The following is a 15672-nucleotide window of genomic DNA, read 5'->3' as shown; positions in this document are numbered from 1 at the left end:
GGGCAGGCACGCCTCAGCGCACGGTGATGACGAGCTTGCCCGTGGTGCGGCCCGTCTCCCCCTGGACGTGGGCCCGCGCGCCTTCGGCGAGGGGGAAGGTGCCGGAGACGTGGGCGCGGAGTCTGCCCCGGTCGACCAGTTCGGCGATGGCCCGCATCCCGGACCGGTCGTGCTCGACGAGCAGGGTGACGGCGCGGACCTGTGCCTTCTCCGCCGCTGCCTGGGTGTCCTGGGCGCCCGGCAGCAGGGAGACGAGCACACCGCCGGGGCGGAGTACGCCCACGGAACGGGTGGCGGTCTCCCCGCCGAGGGCGTCGAGGACGACGTCGTAGCGCTCCTCGGTGTCGGTGAAGTCCTCCGAGCGGTGGTCGACGCAGACATTTGCGCCGAGTTCGCGCAGGAAGTCGTGCTTGGGGGCGCTCGCCGTGCCGGTGACGTGCGCGCCGCGCTCCTTGGCGAGCTGTACGGCGAGATGCCCGACACCCCCGGCCGCGGCGTGGATCAGCACCCGCTGCCCGGCCCGGAGGTCCGCGGTCTCGACGAGGGCCTGCCAGGCGGTGAGCGCGGCCAGCGGCAGAGCGGCCGCCTGGACGTGGTCGATCCCGGCGGGCTTGGCGGCGAAGGCGCGGGCGGGGCCGGTCACGTACTCGGCGTGGGAGCCGGCGCCGTACGGGTAGGGCAGCATGCCGAACACCTCGTCACCGGGCCGGAAGAGGGTGACGCCGAAGCCGGTCTCCACCACGGTGCCGGAGACGTCCCAGCCGAGGGTCAGCGGCGGGGGCGGCAGGAAGATGCTCACGGCGCGGTGCTTGAAGTCCGTGGGGTTGAGTCCGGCCGCGTGCACGGCGACGAGGATCTCGCCGGGGCCGGGCGCGGGCCGGGGAAGCTCGGTCAGCCGCAGGACCTCGGGGCCGCCGAGGGCCGTCTGGTGCAGGGCGAGCATCACGGGGGCGCCGTCCGGGGTGCCGCCCGGGGTGCCGTCCGGGGCGGCGGAGTTCGGGGCTGCGAAGGTCGGGGAGTCGAGGTTGTTCTCAGGGGTGTCCGTCGGAGTCATGCCTCGATCCTGGTCGTACGGTCCGGCCCCGGGCGATGGCAAGAAGGTCAGCATCCGATACATTCTGGCCATGCCCATCGACCCGGCCGCCCGCCCCGCGTCCGCCGCGCCCTCCCGGGCCGCCCGCGACCTCGCCGACCGCGCGGCCGAACTGGACGGATGGCTTCACCCGGACCTGCGGCCCGGCGCCCACAAGGTCGTCGTCCTTGCCCTCGACGGTGTCTACCCCTTCGAACTCGGCATCCCGCACCGGGTTCTGGGGTCCGCCGGCGGCCGCTACGAGGTGCTGTCCGCGAGCGTGGACGGGCAGCCCGTGCGTACCGACTCCGACCTGACCGTCACCCCCGGGCACGGTCCAGAGGTGCTGGCCGAGGCGGACACCGTGATCATCCCGCCGTACGCGATCTCGCCGGCCTCGGCCGCGGCCCCGGACCCGAGGGCGCTCGCCGCCCTGTCCCGTGTCCGCCCCGGCACCCGTCTGGTGTCCATCTGCACCGGCGCCTTCCTGCTGGCCGCCGCCGGTCTGCTGGACGGGCGGCGGGCCACCACCCACTGGGCGCTCACTGACTACTTCCGGGAGCTGTTCCCCCGGGTCGAACTCGACGCCGGCGTGCTCTTCGTCGACCACGGTGACGTACTGACCTCCGCGGGGGCGGCGAGCGGTGTCGATGTCTGCCTGCACCTGGTGCGCCAGGACCACGGCAGCGAGGTGGCCAACCACGTCGCCCGTTGCTGCGTCGTGCCGCCGTACCGGGACGGCGGGCAGGCGCAGTACATCGAGCGGCCGCTGCCGCCGGCGGGCGGAACCGGTACCGGACCGACCCGCGACTGGGCGCTGCGGCGGCTGGAACTGCCGCTTTCGCTGCAGGAGTTGGCGACGCACGCGGCGATGAGTACCCGTACCTTCGCCCGGCGCTTCCGGGAGGAGACCGGGCTGAGCCCCGGCCGCTGGCTGACCCAGCAGCGGCTGCGGCAGGCACGGCACCTGCTGGAGTCCAGCGACCTGCCGGTGGAACGGGTCGCCCACGAGGTCGGCTTCGCCACCGCCACCTCGCTGCGGCGGCACCTGGCGGCGGAGGCGGGGGTCGCCCCGTCGGCGTACCGGCGCACTTTCCGCGCCTCGGGCCCGGCCGCGGGCGCCGCCAGGGAGACGTCACGTCCTGGGAGCCGATAACGCAACTAGCCCTTGTCGGACGGACCTTGAGCGTCGCGTTCAGGGGGAGGCCGGTCGAAGAGGTCGAGTTCATCGGCTTCCGGGGCTTCGAACTGCTCCGCGTACTCCTCAAGCATGTCGCGGGTCACCGGGACGCTTCCCCAACGGCCCTGCGCCGTGCGGGATGCGATCCGGGCGCTCAGTTCGTCGAGCGACGCCGTGAGGTGGTGCAACTCGACCGCGACGCCGAGCGCGCGTGCGGTCAGTCGTTTCTCGTCGCGTTCCCGGCGGTCCCAGAAGCCGTACTCCAGGATCACGCTCTGTCCGAGTCTCAGCAATCCCTCGGCGTGACTCCACAACCGCTTTTCGAGACGATCCCGCGCCTGTTCGTCGTACGGATCCAGGCCGAGATCGGTCAGCCACTCGTCCGGGCAGAGCCGTACGGCGGGAACGACCCGGGCGAGGTGCTTGGCCAGCGTCGTCTTTCCCGAGCCCGGGAGCCCGCAGAGAAGAATCAGCGTCGGCCGGAGTGCTCGGGGTGCTCGGAGTGCTGAAGACGTCTCTGTCATGTCAGTCCTGGTCCCCCGCCGTGACGGCGTCGAGCAGTTCGGGCAGCGATCCTGGAAAGTGCCGGATCCGGGTACGCAACGCCGACCACCGATCGGTGGGGACGTCGCCGTTCGCCCAGCCGTTCGCCCAGCGCGCCAGCAGCGCGGCGGTCGCCACGTGGAGAGCCGCCCGGCCGCTCCATGTGGCGCGGGACAGATCCGCGTGGCCGGAGGCCTGGCCGACCCAGCAGGTGAGGTGGCACGCCGGACGTACCAGCTCCGCCGCTTCGGACGCCGACAGCCGGCCGCTCTCGATCACCGCGCTGATGTGGTCGAGTGTCGGCGCGTCGGGACTGCTGCCCAGCGGCGTCGTGCGCAGTGTCCGCCGCGCCGACTCCGCGCTCCCACCAAGGCGGAGTCGGCTCAGGCCGGCGGAGCAGGGGGCGGCCGGGGAGAGCGGGCCGGCCGGTGATGAGGACCGTGGCGACATCCGGTGGGCAGTCGGGGTGTTGTCCCAGGAGCCGTACGGCCTCGCGTGGAATGCCATCGCCGAGCCGGGCCGCGGCCACGAGCGCCCAGTCGATCCGGTAGGGCTCCGCGAGGACCGCCCGCATCTCTCCGCGGGTGCGTACGTGGTCGTCGTGCGTCGACGCGGCGCGCAGGCTCCGCAGCAGGGCCCCGGTGCCCAGGTGGTGTTCGACCAAGGTGTCGAGGAATGGTTCGGGCACGGCTTGTGCGCAGGCCGCCACGACTTCGGCGCTGACCGGGTCGACGGCCGGGTCGACGACAGGGCCGACGGCCAGGGGAAGCGCGGCCGCCACCGCGCGGACCCGGGCCGTGCCGCCGTGCCGGTGGACCGTGGCCCACGCCGCCGCCCGGTCCGTGGCTCGGGGGGCCGCCCCGGGGGAGGTTCGCCGGTCGACCAGTGCGGCCGCCGCCAGGTCCGGGTCGGCCGACAGCAGGGCGCGGCGCAGGTAACCGGCATGGTGGGTGCGGCCGTTGGCGACGGTGGACGGGTTCCGCAGGCGCAGGCGGCACTGCGGCTCGTAGCCGAGGCTCGGGTTGTCGATGAGCGCGGCGGCGCTGGCGGGTTCGTCCAGATCGATCAGTTCGTGCTGGACGCGGCCACTCCGGACACGTCCCGCCAGCGCCGCCCTCAGGGCCGTACCGCCCTGCTCCACCACCGGCTCCAGCACCGCGTCAGGCGGGTCGAACCCTACGGTGAACACCGCGCCGTCGGCCACGAGCCAGGTCTCCAGTGCGGCGTTCCGCAGCGCGTACGGCAACAGGCTCGCGACGCAGTGCAGATGGAATCTCAGCGTCATGAGTTCCGTCCGGCTCATCTCCCGCTGCCCGGTCATCCCCTCGCTCCCCGCTCCCCCTCTTCGGTCCGGGCCGTCAGCGCGGCGGACCGACGACGATCTGGCCGTACATGTCGGCGGCTTCCGCCATGCGTTCCCGCGAGATCTCGAAGCCTTCGGGGCGGGGAGACGCCTTGTCGCGTCCGGCATGGCGGAACATGCCTTCGATACCCGCCGGGGTGCACATCATCAGCAGGTCGGCGGTGTCGGAGGTGATCCGGTAGCCGTGCGGCACGTTGCGGGGCAGGTAGACGATGCCGCCCTCCGACAGTTCCATCTCCTGGTCGTCGCACCACAGCAGCGCGGTGCCCTTGAGCAGCATGAAGACCTCGTCCTCACGGGTGTGCATGTGGTACGGGGGCGCCTCGCCCTTGTTCACGGTGAACCGTCCGACGGTCAACTGCCCGTCGGTGGCCGCGCTGTCCAGCAGTACGGCGAACTGCCCGCCGTCCAGCCATTCGAGCTTCTGCTGCTGATCCGGCTGTGCGAGGTAGGGCATGGTCACGACGGTGTCCGTTCCGTGCGGTCGGCAGGCAAGCAGGCAAGCAGCGGTGCCATCGCCGATGGGGTGGTGAGCGCGAGCGAGCGACGAGGATGGTCCGCCCAGTTTCGCGCCGCGACCGGCGGACCCGGGGCAGCGGCACGCCTGACGCGGGGTCAGGTCGCCTCGGGTCTCGTCCGGGGCCGGTACATCGAACGATGCAGTGGATTGTCCTTCCCAGTCAGGAGGAACAGCGGCGTACGTGGAGGAGACGATATCCGTGTCCCCGTCACACGTTCCGGCCGGTCAGCGGCCCTGCTTCGAGGTGAGCCGTATGGAGGAGGCCCGGTGGGCCGGTCGCGTGCCGTCGTGGGGTGCCGTGCTGGGCCGCGCGGTGGCCGGCGGGGCGATCATGGCGCTCGCGCTGGGCAGCGGGGTGGCGCTCGGCGCCCCGCTCGCCGACGCCGTGAACGCGTCCGGCCGAGGCGCCCAACTCGTGGCCGCGATACCGGTCAGCGTGGTCGCGGCTGTCCTCGTACTCATGACCCTGCGACGGAGCCGACGCACCTGGACGTCCATCGGATTCGGTGAAACGGCCGCAAGCGTACGGGCGTTGCTGACCGGCCTGGGCATCACCGCCGCGTCCGCCGCGCTCGTCCTGGGCGCGGGAACGGCCGTGGGTCTGCTGAGCTGGACCCGCCCCGACCTGTCGGACCTGGCCGCGTTCGTCGCCGTCAACAGACTCGTCGCCCTCCTGCTGGAAGCCCTGCCGGAGGAGACCACGCTGCGCGGCCTCACCTGGACGTCACTGCGCGAGCACCGCCCCGCCGTGGTCGCCGCCCTGGGAACGACCCTGGTCTTCATGCTGGTTCCGGGCGCGGCGAGCATGGTCGCGGCCGCGATCCGGCGGCTGACCGGCGGCGAGCCCCTGCCCGTAGGTCTCGCACCGCCGGGGCAGCACACGGCGGACTACCTCATCCTGCTGTTCCTTTTCGGGCTGACCCTGGTCGCCGCCCGGACCGCGCTGCGCGAGGCGCCCCTCTGGACGGCCATCGGCACGCACCTGGCATTCCTCACCGTCAACCGGATCACCCTCGAAGGAGCGGACCGGAACGCCGGTTGGTCGGCCGAGCAGAGCAGCCCGGACGCCGTCCTGCTTATCCCGCTGTACCTGCTGGTGGCCGCCGCCGCGTTCGTCGTCCGCGGACGTCTCGTTCGAGGAAGACCTGGGCCGGTGTCCGCCGCGACGGCGATCCCCGAGAGCGTCGGGCGGTGACCGGCGCTCACAGTTGGAGGACTCCCACGACGACCGCCGCCACTCCGGCAAGCAGCAACGAACCGTCGAAACGGACGGTCGACCGGAGGTCGCGGCGGTTGTGCGCGAGGTCCAGGGTGAAGACCGCCGGGTCGGTGGGCAGGTAGTGGACCGTCACGTCGCGTCCACGCGAGCGGCTCGGGTCCACCAGGTCGAAGGGGCAGAAGCCGGTGACGGCCGTGTCCTCGCGGGTGGTGAACGTGACAACCGGGTTGAAGGCGACGAACGTGCCGTCGTCGTCGGTGTGGACGGACTTCGTCACGGCGACGATACGGCCCGGAACGGTGGGCGCGGCGGTCAGCTCGGCGACCCGGCGCCTCGTCACCAGGACCTCGCGGTGGAAGGCGATCATCGTCGCGACGGTCCACGGGACACCGACGCCGAGCAGCGCCCACGGGTAGCCCGAGGTGAGCGCGGCACTGGTCACCAGTGCGGCATACACCAGGAGGACCGCGAGGTTCGGCAGGCAGACCCCGTACCGGCCGTACGACAGATCGTGGGTGACCGCGAACTCCTCGGGCCGGCCCGGCCGGTACCGTATCCCGATCTCCCGCCCCTTCCAGGCGGTCTCGACCAAGTCACCGGACCTGCCTTCGTAGGGGAGGGTGAACTCCTCGCCGGTGGAAGGGTCCTGGAAGGAGACCACCACCGGTATGCCGTTGCCCTCGCTGCCGCCGTGCACGGGCACGTCGAACTCCACCATCCGCCCGAGAACCCGCACCGCGCGCCGCCCCCGGGTCACCCCGGCCAACGACGCCCCGTATCCCACGACGGCGATCCCACCGAACACCACGCACCACCAGACGAGCACCTCTTGGCCGTACACCCGCCCCACACCCCCAACCGCCCCCACAGCGAGGGGCATCCACAGCAACTCCACGCCCGGCGCGGCCGGTCCGGCCGGTCCGGCCGGTCCGGCCGGACCGGAGCAACTTACCGGCCCCCGGTGCGTACGGAGCCTTCCCTCCCGCGCCGCGGCCGACGGGGCGGTCGCGTCAACTCCTCACTCATGAGCGGGTAGTCGGGCGAGGCCGGTGTCGAGCATGATGCGGTCGACCGTGACGCCCAACGCGCTGTCGGCGCCGATGACTGTCTCGACGCCGTCGGGCAGGAGATCGAGCGGACGGTACCAGTCGCGCAGTTCCCTCTCGCCGTACTCGTCCGCTTGAGGCTTGGTGGCGTGCCGGGCCAGGGTCTCCTGGAGGGGGATGTCCAGGTAGTAGCCGTGCGTCGGGCCGCGGTGATCCGAGCGCAGCCGGGTGAGCATGGGACCGTAGTGGTTGGCGTGGAGGATGCCCTCGACCACCACGTGGTAGCCGGCGTCGAGCGAGTAGCGGGCAACCGTGTCGATCAGGCCGATGTTCGCCGCGCCGGGGCGGTCGCGTTCACGCAGTACGACACGCCGGAGATTGTCCTGGCCGACCAGCGCCAGACCACGCCCGAAACGCTCCCGGATCGTGGCCGCGACCGTCGACTTGCCGGAAGCGCTGTTGCCCCGCAGGACGACGAGCCGGGTCTGTTCACTGCCCACCTTCACTCGCGTTTCCAGATCTCCGACCGCCATCCCAATCACTCCGTTACGGGCAGGCACTCGGTGAGCAGGTCGATGACGTCGCGCCAGGCGCGCTGCGCGTGCTGTGGGTGGTGGCCGACGCCGGGGACCGTGGGGTGGTCGACCGGCGGGTGGTGGAAGGCGTGCAAGGCGCCGCCGTAGACCACGAGGCGCCAGTCGACGCCCGCGGCCTGCATCTCGGCGGTGAACGCGTCCCGTTGCGCGGGCGGCATGATCGGGTCTTCCGACCCGACCCCGGCCCACACCGGGCAGCGGATGCGCGCCGTCTCGCCCGGTCGGCCTGTGGTCAGTGCGTTGACTGTGCCGATCGCGCGTAGGTTGACGCCGTCGCGCCCGAGTTCCAGCCCGATGGCGCCGCCGGTGCCGTAGCCGACGGCGGCGATCCGGTCGGGGTCGGTCCGCGGTTCGGCGCGCAACACGTCGAGCGCCGCGTGGCCGATGCCCCGCATCCGGTCGGGGTCGGCGAGCAGCGGCATGCAACGGGCCAGCATCTCGTCCGGGTCGCCCAGATAGCGCCCGCCGTGGACGTCGAAGGCCAGCGCTACGTATCCCAGTTCGGCGAGCGCATCGGCCCGGCGGCGCTCGACGTCGCTGAGCCCCGGGCCTTCTGGTCCGAGCAGCACCGCGGGCCTACGGTCGACGCCGGCCGGGAGCGCGAGGTGCCCGATCATCGTCAGGCCGTCGGCCGGGTACTCGACCGTGCGCGTTGTAATCGTCGTCATGAGACTGGACCGTAGTGATCGTCGAGCCCGGGCGGGCCGGTGTTCTGCCACCGGCAGAACAGCGCGGGAGTGCCTCTGAAATGCGGCGATGGCTCACAATGTCACTCGCCCGAGGGCAAGTTGACGGCTGAGCGGTCCTGCGTCCCGTTGCTGGCCGGTCGGTCTCGGGATTGAGAACAGGTACTCATCGCGCGGCGCGGGTGGCGAGCAAGTGCGCCGCGCGCTCGGCGATGCCCAGGACTGCGGCGTTGGTGTTGGCCGAGACGATCGAGGGCATCACAGAGGCGTCGGCGATGCTCAGGCCGTCGATACCGTGGACGCGCAGCGCTGTATCGACCACAGCCTCGTCGTCCGTGCCGATGCGGCAGGTGCCCACCGGGTGGAAGTAGGTGCCGGCGGTGTGGCGGATGTAGGCACCGCACTCTTCGTCGGTGACGGCGTCCTGGCCAGGGAGGATCTCGTCGTCGCGCCAGGCTGACAGGGCGTCGGCCCGCGCGATGTGCCGTGCGGTGCGCAAGGCGGCGACCATACGGGCCAAGTCTTCGCTGTCGGTCAAATAGGCGGGGTCGATGAGAGGGTAGGAGGTCGGGTCCGCGCTGCGCAGGCGCACGCTGCCCCGGCTGATGGGGTTCGCAAGGCCGAAGAGGATCGAGAAGCCCTCTTGGGCACCTGCCCATCGTGGTTTCAGCGCCACGGCTGTGAAGCTCATCAGGATGTCGGGGTCGGTGCTCCGGTTGGTGCGTGCGAAGAGCATCGCCTGCCGCGAGGGGCCGGGGACCGGGGACTTCTTCACCCCGTAGGAGATCCAGGCCAGGGGATGGTCGTGCAGGTTGGCGCCCACACCGGGGAGATCGGCGCGAACCGGGATCCCCAGCTGTCGCAGATGGTCGGCGGGTCCGATGCCGGAGAGCATGAGAATCTGCGGAGATCCGATGGATCCCGCGCTCAGCACGACTTCCCGCTCGGCGTGGACGGTGCGTGGCTCGCCGTTCCGAACGTACTCGGCACCTCTGCATCGGCCGTTGTCCATGAGGAGGCGCTGCACCTGTGCGTCGGTGACGACGGTGAGATTGGGCCGTGAGAGCACCGGAAGCAGATACGCGTCCGCGGCGCTCTGCCTGCGGCCTGCGGCGACATTCCTTTCGGACCAGAACACCCCTTCGGCCTCGGGGGCGTTACCGTCCTCACAGCGCGGGAAGCCCGCGTCGACTGCCGCGTCATGGAGGTCCTGCGCGAGAGGAGTGGCGGCGGGCGGCTCCTCGATGATCATGGGGCCCGCTTGTCCCCGGAAGCGCGGATCCCCGCCTGGCGCCCGCTCGCTGCGCATGAGGAACGGCAGCATTTCCTGGTAGTTCCAGCCAATGGCGCCCTGCTTCTCCCAGGCGTCGTAGCTTGATGCGTGGCCGCGCAGGTGAGTCAGGCCGTTGATACTGCTGGAACCGCCCAGTACCCGCCCCCTGGGCCAGGTATGGACAGCGTTCTCGGTACCTGACTGAGGTGTTGTCGTGTAGTTCCAGTCCACGGACGATCCCCAGAGACTGACCGCTGCCTCAGGGTTCGCGTCCGACATGATCGCGGGGCCCTCTCCGGCTCCCGCCTCCAGAAGGGCCACACGGACTTCAGAGTTCTCCGACAACCGGGCGGCCAGCACCGCGCCGGCTGTTCCGCCGCCGACGATGACGTAGTCGTAGATTTGCTCCATAGCCATCCTCATTCATCCGGAATTTCCTCACGGACTGCCCGGCGGTTTCCGCGACCTTCCGTCACCGATGGGCGATGAACAAAGGAGGCTACCCGCATGAACCGGGTGCCGACCTTCGAGTTCGGGGAAGCGGCACACGAGAGTTCGTGGCTGCGGCCAGCAGACCGGATATACCGGTCCATGCCGGTCGTCACACCCACGAGAGTGTTGGCTGCTTCGATGTGGAGAATTCACCGAGATCGGCGATGTATTCGCTTGTCCTGTTCTCGATGGCGTCGTGGATCGCCTTGTTGGAATTCACGCCCTGGGGGTCGCTGCTGCCAGGCATTCAGGAGCGGAGGAACGCCGACAGGCCCGTCGTCAGGCGTTCGATGTCGTCCGCGTTGTTGTACGGGGACAGGCCCACGCGCAGGCCCCCCGCGGCTCCCAGGCCGAGATGGCGGGAAGCCTCCAGTGCGTAGAACGAACCTGCGGGGGCGTGGACTTGGGAGCGGGCGAGGAAGTGGTAGGCGTCCGCCGCGTCCCTGTTGTCGAAGGTGAGCAGCATCGTCGGGGTCCGTAGCGCCGCACGCGAGTGCCGTGTCACGCCGTCGAGTTGGGACAGCGCCTCCTCGGTGCTCTCGCGCAGGGCCGTCTCGTGGACCTCGATCGCCGCGTAGGCGGAGCGGAGGCGTTCACGGCGGGCTCCCTCCCTGCCGGGGGCGAGGTCCGCGAGGAAGTCCACGGCGGCGCGTGTGCCCGCGAGGGCTTCGTACGGCAGGGTGCCCAGCTCGAAGCGCTCCGGGACCGCGTCGGTCGACGGCGCGAGCTTGTCCGGCCGCAGGGTCTCCAACAGCCGTGTGGAAGCGGCCAGTACGCCGTGGTGGGGGCCGAAGAACTTGTACGGCGAGCAGACGAAGAAGTCCGCGCCCAGCGCCGCGACGTCCACGAAAGCGTGCGCGGCGAGGTGGACACCGTCGACGTACAGCAGCGCGCCCGCCCGGTGGACCAGGTCCGCGATGGCCGGTACGTCCGGCCGGGTCCCGATCAGGTTCGAGGCGGCGGTCACCGCGACCAGGCGTGTGCGGTCGGTCAGTTGGGCGCCGACGGACGCCACGGGCAGTTCGCCGGTGGCCGGATCGAAGTCCGCCCAGCGCACCACGGCACCGGCCCGCTCGGCGGCCTGGATCCAGGGGCGGATGTTGGCGTCGTGGTCCAGCCGGCTCACCACCACCTCGTCGCCGGGGGCCCAACTCCGGGCCAGTACGCGGGAGAAGTCGTACGTGAGCTGTGTGGCGCTGCGCCCGACGACGATGCCCGCCTCCTCCGCGCCCAGCAGGTCGGCCATCGCCCGGCGGAAGTCGCGGACGATCGTCTCGGCGTTGATCTCTCCCGGCGCGACGGAGCCCCGGACCGACAGAGGGTTGCTCAGCGCGTTCGTGATGGCCTCGATGACCGGGGTGGGCATCTGCGTACCGCCGGGGCCGTCGAAGTGCGCGACTCCCGCGCGCAGCGCGGGAAACCGGGCGCGCAACGCGTCGATGTCGATGTCCATGTCGTACGGCATGAGAACCCCTGACCACGCTCGGCCCGGAACGCGTATCCCGGCTGCCGGCCGATCATCGCAGACAGGGCTGACATCGCTCCCCCTGGCCGCCTCCCGCCGGCCGCCGATCCCCGGCTCCGCTCCCCCGCCGCCCTCACTGCTCGTACGACTCCACCTCGGCCACCGGACGGGCCTCGACCCGCTGCGGATCCGCGCCGGAGTCCGCCTCGGCCCTCCGCCGCCGCAGCAGGTCCCAGCACTGGTCCAGCCGCTGTTCCAGCACCTGGAGCCGCTCGCGTTCCTCCGGGCCGAGGCCCTTGCCGGGAGCCTGCGCACGCAGGCGGTGTTCCTCCGCCACCAGCGTGTCGATCGTGTGCAGAATGTCGTCCGCCATCACTACCTCCGCTGTTGTGGGCCGCCGCGCGGGCCGAAACCCGGACCGACCCGAACCGACCTGGCACGCCCCGCTCAGAGCACCTCCAGCGGCACCGGCCCACGGACAGGCGGGAAGGCGTCGTCGAGGGCGGCCAGGTCGTTGTCGGTCAGGGTGAGTGCGAGCGCGGCACGGTTCTCGCGGACGTGTTCGGTCCGGCCCGCCCGGGGGATCGCGATCACGTCGTTACGGCGAAGGACCCAGGCCAGGGCCACCTGTGCCGGTGTGGCCTCGTGGCGGCGCGCCACGGCTTCGAGTGCCGGCGCGGGCAGCAGCCGTCCTTGCTCGACCGGCGAGTAGGCCATGACCGGGACGCCGCGCTCGCGGCAGTGGGGCAGCAGGTCGTACTCGATGCCGCGCCGGGTCAGGTTGTACAGGACCTGGTTCGTGGCCATCGCGTCGCCGCCCGGCACCCCGGCCAACTCCCGTAGGTCGGCCGGGTCGAAGTTGCTGACTCCCCAGTGGCGGATCTTGCCCGCGCGGAGCAGTTCGTCGAACGCGGCGACCGTCTCCTCCAGCGGCACGGCGCCGCGCCAGTGCAGGAGGTAGAGGTCGATCCGATCGGTTCGCAGGCGTTTCAGGCTGCGCTCGCAGGCGTTGACGGTGTCCATCCGGCCCGCGTTGTACGGCAGCACCTTGGTCACCAGGAACGCCTCGTCACGGCGGCCGGCGAGGGTTTCCCCGACCAGTTCCTCCGCGGCGCCCTGGCCGTACATCTCGGCCGTGTCGACCAGGGTCATCCCCAGGTCCAGTCCCAGCAGCAGGGACTCCTTCTCGCTCGCGCGGCGCGCGGGGTCCTGTGCCCAGCCCCAGGTGCCTTGCCCCAGCACGGGAACGTGCTCCCCCGAGGGGAGCGGGACGGTGCGGACGTCGTGTGTCGGTCCCATCGGCAGCCCCTCCTCTCGTGCCTCTTCAAGGCTCTCACCGGGACGCCGCCTGTCAACCGCGATGCCCTCGCGCAGGGACGAGGGAGATCGGGAACGAGGGGGATCAGGGCGGACCAGGGACGGCCGAGACACGACCTTAGGGGGCGCCGTCCCTTGCACCGCGCAGTGGTCTAGACCTAACGTGTGCCACTTGCGGCCCGTCCGTCTCGTACAGCCCGTCCGTCTCGTACAGAGGACCGATCCTGTGATCGACATCGTTGTTGTACTCCGCGCCGAAGACGCCGTACTCGACTTCCTGTCCGTTCTCACCGACGGCGAGGCCGCCCTCGTCCTCGCCGATCACGGCCGGACACTCGCCTTCCCCGCCGGGCGGAGCCCGGCCGAGCGGCTCGCCGACATCGCGCGGCATGTGCGTCCGGCCGACGACGGGTCGGCGTCGCCCGGTCCCGCCCCGCTGGCGGAGCTCGTACGCGGGGTGGCCGACGACCGCGACGCGCGCGTATGGACGCACTCGCCGGCGGACAACCGGCGCAGCCGGGGCAAGGTGGGCCGGGACACGGCGATCGGCTGTGCGGGTCGCGATGTGCGGCACGCCGTCGGGTATTCGCCGTTTCTCCAGGTCGTGAGCGACTTCGACCGTTCGCTGGACCGCGAACTGATCGGCACCAAGCTCGACTTCGTCAACCGGGCGTGCGAGCACCTGCTCACGGAGCCGTCGGCGGAGTACGTGGTCCAGACACCCCGCATACCCGCCACCGAGCGTTTCTTCCACACCAACGCGGACGAGCGCGAACGGCTCTTCGCCCTGCTGGCGAGCCTGGACGACGAGGCCGCCTCCATCCCGGATCCCTGGGAGTTCGGCAGTTCCCCCTACGAGAAGGACCGGCTGGACGCCACCGCCGCCTGGATACTGGGTCATCGCGCCGAGACCGGCGAGTCCCTGGTGGAAGTGGGCGCGTGCGAAGGCGCTCTGACGCACCGTCTGATCGCGGCGGGCCGTACCGTTCACGCCACCGAGCCCAACCCCCTGTTCAGGACACGTCTCGCAGAGGCCGTTCGAGGCACGGAGACCGTACGCGTCTCCGCCCAGGATCTCGCGGAACTCACGGAACTCACGGATCCCGTGGAACACACCGACGAGGATGGCCGGCCGCGCGCCGGAGCCCACCTCCTCATCGAGATGCTCTACTACGGCCAGGACCTCGCCCTGCTGGACCGTCTGCCCACCGACCATGTCTTCGTCGCCCTCGAACCGGACGCCATGGACAGCCAGGTACGGCCCTGGCTCGCGGCGTCCACCACCTGGCGGGAGGTGGAGAGCGTCCACCTGGTCCCGCCGCGCGTCGAAACCGTCTGCGCGGGCCGCGCCTATCTCATCAAACGCGGCAGTGACGGGCTCCTCCTCCGGCGCACCGCCGGCTGAACGCCCCCATGACGCAGATGAATCCGGCCGTTCCGGCTCACGGGACGAACGTGTACGACGTATGCGTGGGGCTCGGCTACCACTGCGAGACGACCTACCAGCTCCGCCGCATCACCGGGAACGAGTCGGCGCACTTCTTCGACTGGCTCGACCTCGACTTCGACGCGGTGGTCGAGATCATCGCCGAGGACTTCGCCCACGTACTGCGTCCGGGGCAGGTGGAACCGTTCAGCGACGGGCTCTGCGCCCTCGACCGTGCCTCGGACATCCGTTTCTTCCACGACTTCCGGCCGGCCGACGGACAGCTCCTCACGCAGGACGACATCGACCGCCAACTCGACGGCGTCAGAGCCAAGTTCGAGGCGCTCGCGGAGCGCTGGCGCGCCCTCGCCAAGTCTCCGGCCCATGTGCTGTACGTCCACCACGACGCCTTCGACGAATGCGTGGCGAGGGACCTGGCCGGGCTGCGTCATGTGATCGCCACCGCGCACCCCGGGCAGCGGTTCTCGCTGCTGTGGCTGCGCCGTACGCCGCCCGCCGATGCCGCGGACCTGGCTCCGGGAATCTCGTGGGGGACGGTGGCGGAGGCGCCCGGCCGCTGGGAGGGCGACGACGCCCAGTGGGACGAGGTGTTCAGTGCCGTACAGATGTCGCCCGATCCTCTTTGGCCCACCCCACAACCGAGGAGACACCTCGCATGACTCCCCCACCCCCCGCCACCGTGATCCTCTCGCCGCACTTCGACGACGCCGTGCTCTCACTCGCGGGGCTCATTCCCCAACTTCCAGGCCCTGTAACGGTCGTGACGGTGTACGGCGGCGAGCCCGCGTCCCACCACCCCGTCTCCTGGTGGGACAGCGTCTGCGGGTTCTCCACCGCGCGGGAGGCGTACCGTGCCCGTCGCGCGGAGGACGCACGGGCCTGCGAACTCCTCGGGGTCGAGAGCGTCGTTCTGGACCATCCCGACGGCCCCTACATCGACGGGGCGGAGCTGACGGCGATCGACGGTTGTCTGGCCGAACTGGCGCCGGAGACACAGCTGTTGATACCCGTCGCCACGAACCAGTCGGATCACCAGAAGGTTCGGGACCGGGCGCTGACGGTGCTCGGGAAGCTCGGCCGCCCGCTGCCGCTCGTCTACGCGGACCTCCCCTACACCGGTCATCTGGACGAGTGGGGGTCCCCCGAGGCCGATGACGCGCTCAGTCGCAGTTACCTGTACGGGCTCGCCTACCAGGACCTGACGAGCCGTCATGAGCTGCGCCTCACACATGACCTCACGCTGACGGACGACCAGTGGGCCCTGAAGCGTGACGCGGTGCTCTGTTACGGCTCCCAACTCGCCGCGCTGGCCGCCGACCACGGCATGGTGACGGCGCGCACCGGGCCGTTGCGTGCCGAGCGTGTCTGGACGCTGGGGCCGGGTGCCGGGCCGGGGGCCGGGAGCACCGGAGGTATCGGGAGCAGCTGACGCGGCCGGCAACAGGCGTCCAGG

16 protein-coding genes are annotated in these 15672 nt (G+C 71.1%); 5 read left to right on the top strand and 11 right to left on the bottom strand.

Features of this window, described 5'->3' with window-relative positions; translation table 11 throughout:
* Window positions 1-13: 13 nt before the first annotated feature.
* Complete coding sequence (locus ACFT9I_RS23175; RefSeq protein ID WP_382567015.1) at window positions 14-1054, bottom strand: NADP-dependent oxidoreductase; 1041 nt, start codon at window positions 1052-1054, stop codon at window positions 14-16.
* A 70-nt stretch (window positions 1055-1124) separates the two neighbouring features.
* Between ACFT9I_RS23175 and ACFT9I_RS23170 the strand changes: the two genes are divergently transcribed.
* Window positions 1125-2228: a GlxA family transcriptional regulator gene (locus ACFT9I_RS23170; RefSeq protein WP_382567014.1), complete on the top strand. Its 1104-nt coding sequence runs from the start codon at window positions 1125-1127 to the stop codon at window positions 2226-2228.
* A gap of 5 nt (window positions 2229-2233) precedes the next feature.
* Here the strand turns inward: ACFT9I_RS23170 and ACFT9I_RS23165 are convergent, their stop codons facing one another.
* Genes ACFT9I_RS23165 through ACFT9I_RS23155 form a run of 3 tightly spaced genes read right to left on the bottom strand, consistent with a single transcriptional unit; the run spans window position 2234 to window position 4615 of the window.
* The gene (locus ACFT9I_RS23165; RefSeq protein ID WP_382567013.1) at window positions 2234-2776 is read right to left on the bottom strand and encodes an AAA family ATPase; all 543 of its coding nucleotides are present in this window, start codon (window positions 2774-2776) and stop codon (window positions 2234-2236) included.
* Window positions 2773-4116, bottom strand: a complete 1344-nt coding sequence (locus tag ACFT9I_RS23160) for a hypothetical protein (RefSeq protein WP_382567012.1) — start codon at window positions 4114-4116, stop codon at window positions 2773-2775. Before ACFT9I_RS23160 ends, ACFT9I_RS23165 begins: the two co-directional genes overlap by 4 nt.
* A gap of 37 nt (window positions 4117-4153) precedes the next feature.
* Window positions 4154-4615, bottom strand: a complete 462-nt coding sequence (locus tag ACFT9I_RS23155) for a cupin domain-containing protein (RefSeq protein WP_382567010.1) — start codon at window positions 4613-4615, stop codon at window positions 4154-4156.
* 262 nt (window positions 4616-4877) lie between these two features.
* On the opposite strand from ACFT9I_RS23155, the gene ACFT9I_RS23150 reads away from it, so the two are divergent.
* Window positions 4878-5873: a type II CAAX prenyl endopeptidase Rce1 family protein gene (locus ACFT9I_RS23150; protein ID WP_382567009.1), complete on the top strand. Its 996-nt coding sequence runs from the start codon at window positions 4878-4880 to the stop codon at window positions 5871-5873.
* Between the two features lie 7 nt (window positions 5874-5880).
* Here ACFT9I_RS23150 and ACFT9I_RS23145 read toward each other — a convergent pair whose 3' ends face one another.
* The 7 genes from ACFT9I_RS23145 to ACFT9I_RS23115 form a co-directional block, all read right to left on the bottom strand.
* On the bottom strand, window positions 5881-6777 hold the full coding sequence (locus tag ACFT9I_RS23145) for a DUF3592 domain-containing protein (protein ID WP_382567008.1): 897 nt from the start codon (window positions 6775-6777) through the stop codon (window positions 5881-5883).
* Between the two features lie 138 nt (window positions 6778-6915).
* On the bottom strand, window positions 6916-7476 hold the full coding sequence (locus tag ACFT9I_RS23140) for an AAA family ATPase (protein WP_382567007.1): 561 nt from the start codon (window positions 7474-7476) through the stop codon (window positions 6916-6918).
* A 5-nt stretch (window positions 7477-7481) separates the two neighbouring features.
* A complete protein-coding gene (locus ACFT9I_RS23135; RefSeq protein ID WP_382567005.1) occupies window positions 7482-8207 on the bottom strand; it encodes a dienelactone hydrolase family protein in 726 nt (241 codons plus the stop codon).
* A 184-nt stretch (window positions 8208-8391) separates the two neighbouring features.
* On the bottom strand, window positions 8392-9909 hold the full coding sequence (locus tag ACFT9I_RS23130; RefSeq protein ID WP_382567004.1) for a GMC family oxidoreductase: 1518 nt from the start codon (window positions 9907-9909) through the stop codon (window positions 8392-8394).
* Window positions 9910-10237: 328 nt separating this feature from the next.
* Window positions 10238-11443 carry a cysteine desulfurase-like protein gene (locus ACFT9I_RS23125; RefSeq protein WP_382567057.1) on the bottom strand — a complete coding sequence of 402 codons (1206 nt, stop codon included), beginning with the start codon at window positions 11441-11443 and terminating at the stop codon, window positions 10238-10240.
* A 145-nt stretch (window positions 11444-11588) separates the two neighbouring features.
* The gene (locus ACFT9I_RS23120) at window positions 11589-11828 is read right to left on the bottom strand and encodes a DUF2630 family protein (protein ID WP_382567003.1); all 240 of its coding nucleotides are present in this window, start codon (window positions 11826-11828) and stop codon (window positions 11589-11591) included.
* Window positions 11829-11902: 74 nt separating this feature from the next.
* The gene (locus tag ACFT9I_RS23115; RefSeq protein ID WP_382567001.1) at window positions 11903-12754 is read right to left on the bottom strand and encodes an aldo/keto reductase; all 852 of its coding nucleotides are present in this window, start codon (window positions 12752-12754) and stop codon (window positions 11903-11905) included.
* A 244-nt stretch (window positions 12755-12998) separates the two neighbouring features.
* Here ACFT9I_RS23115 and ACFT9I_RS23110 point away from each other — a divergent pair, with 244 nt between their 5' ends.
* The 3 genes from ACFT9I_RS23110 to ACFT9I_RS23100 are packed head-to-tail and all read left to right on the top strand — an operon-like array spanning window position 12999 to window position 15648.
* Complete coding sequence (locus ACFT9I_RS23110) at window positions 12999-14177, top strand: hypothetical protein (RefSeq protein ID WP_382567000.1); 1179 nt, start codon at window positions 12999-13001, stop codon at window positions 14175-14177.
* An 8-nt stretch (window positions 14178-14185) separates the two neighbouring features.
* A complete protein-coding gene (locus tag ACFT9I_RS23105) occupies window positions 14186-14878 on the top strand; it encodes a DUF1796 family putative cysteine peptidase (protein ID WP_382566998.1) in 693 nt (230 codons plus the stop codon).
* Entirely contained in the window at window positions 14875-15648 is a 774-nt protein-coding gene (locus tag ACFT9I_RS23100) for a PIG-L family deacetylase (protein ID WP_382566996.1), read from the top strand. The genes ACFT9I_RS23105 and ACFT9I_RS23100 overlap by 4 nt, the downstream gene beginning before the upstream one ends.
* Window positions 15649-15672: the final 24 nt, after the last annotated feature.

The organism is Streptomyces sp. NPDC057137 (assembly GCF_042670825.1).
In the GTDB taxonomy this organism is placed as follows: domain Bacteria; phylum Actinomycetota; class Actinomycetes; order Streptomycetales; family Streptomycetaceae; genus Streptomyces.
Note: the sequence above shows the minus strand (reverse complement) of the source record. Positions and strands in the feature narration are given on the sequence as shown.

Coding starts and splice junctions, on each gene's coding strand:
- ACFT9I_RS23175 (WP_382567015.1), bottom strand. CDS start 1,054: ATGACTCCGACGGACACCCCTGAGAACAACCTCGACTCCCCGACCTTC.
- ACFT9I_RS23170 (WP_382567014.1), top strand. CDS start 1,125: ATGCCCATCGACCCGGCCGCCCGCCCCGCGTCCGCCGCGCCCTCCCGG.
- ACFT9I_RS23165 (WP_382567013.1), bottom strand. CDS start 2,776: ATGACAGAGACGTCTTCAGCACTCCGAGCACCCCGAGCACTCCGGCCG.
- ACFT9I_RS23160 (WP_382567012.1), bottom strand. CDS start 4,116: ATGACCGGGCAGCGGGAGATGAGCCGGACGGAACTCATGACGCTGAGA.
- ACFT9I_RS23155 (WP_382567010.1), bottom strand. CDS start 4,615: ATGCCCTACCTCGCACAGCCGGATCAGCAGCAGAAGCTCGAATGGCTG.
- ACFT9I_RS23145 (WP_382567008.1), bottom strand. CDS start 6,777: ATGCCCCTCGCTGTGGGGGCGGTTGGGGGTGTGGGGCGGGTGTACGGC.
- ACFT9I_RS23140 (WP_382567007.1), bottom strand. CDS start 7,476: ATGGCGGTCGGAGATCTGGAAACGCGAGTGAAGGTGGGCAGTGAACAG.
- ACFT9I_RS23135 (WP_382567005.1), bottom strand. CDS start 8,207: ATGACGACGATTACAACGCGCACGGTCGAGTACCCGGCCGACGGCCTG.
- ACFT9I_RS23130 (WP_382567004.1), bottom strand. CDS start 9,909: ATGGAGCAAATCTACGACTACGTCATCGTCGGCGGCGGAACAGCCGGC.
- ACFT9I_RS23125 (WP_382567057.1), bottom strand. CDS start 11,443: ATGGACATCGACATCGACGCGTTGCGCGCCCGGTTTCCCGCGCTGCGC.
- ACFT9I_RS23120 (WP_382567003.1), bottom strand. CDS start 11,828: ATGGCGGACGACATTCTGCACACGATCGACACGCTGGTGGCGGAGGAA.
- ACFT9I_RS23115 (WP_382567001.1), bottom strand. CDS start 12,754: ATGGGACCGACACACGACGTCCGCACCGTCCCGCTCCCCTCGGGGGAG.
- ACFT9I_RS23105 (WP_382566998.1), top strand. CDS start 14,186: ATGACGCAGATGAATCCGGCCGTTCCGGCTCACGGGACGAACGTGTAC.
- ACFT9I_RS23100 (WP_382566996.1), top strand. CDS start 14,875: ATGACTCCCCCACCCCCCGCCACCGTGATCCTCTCGCCGCACTTCGAC.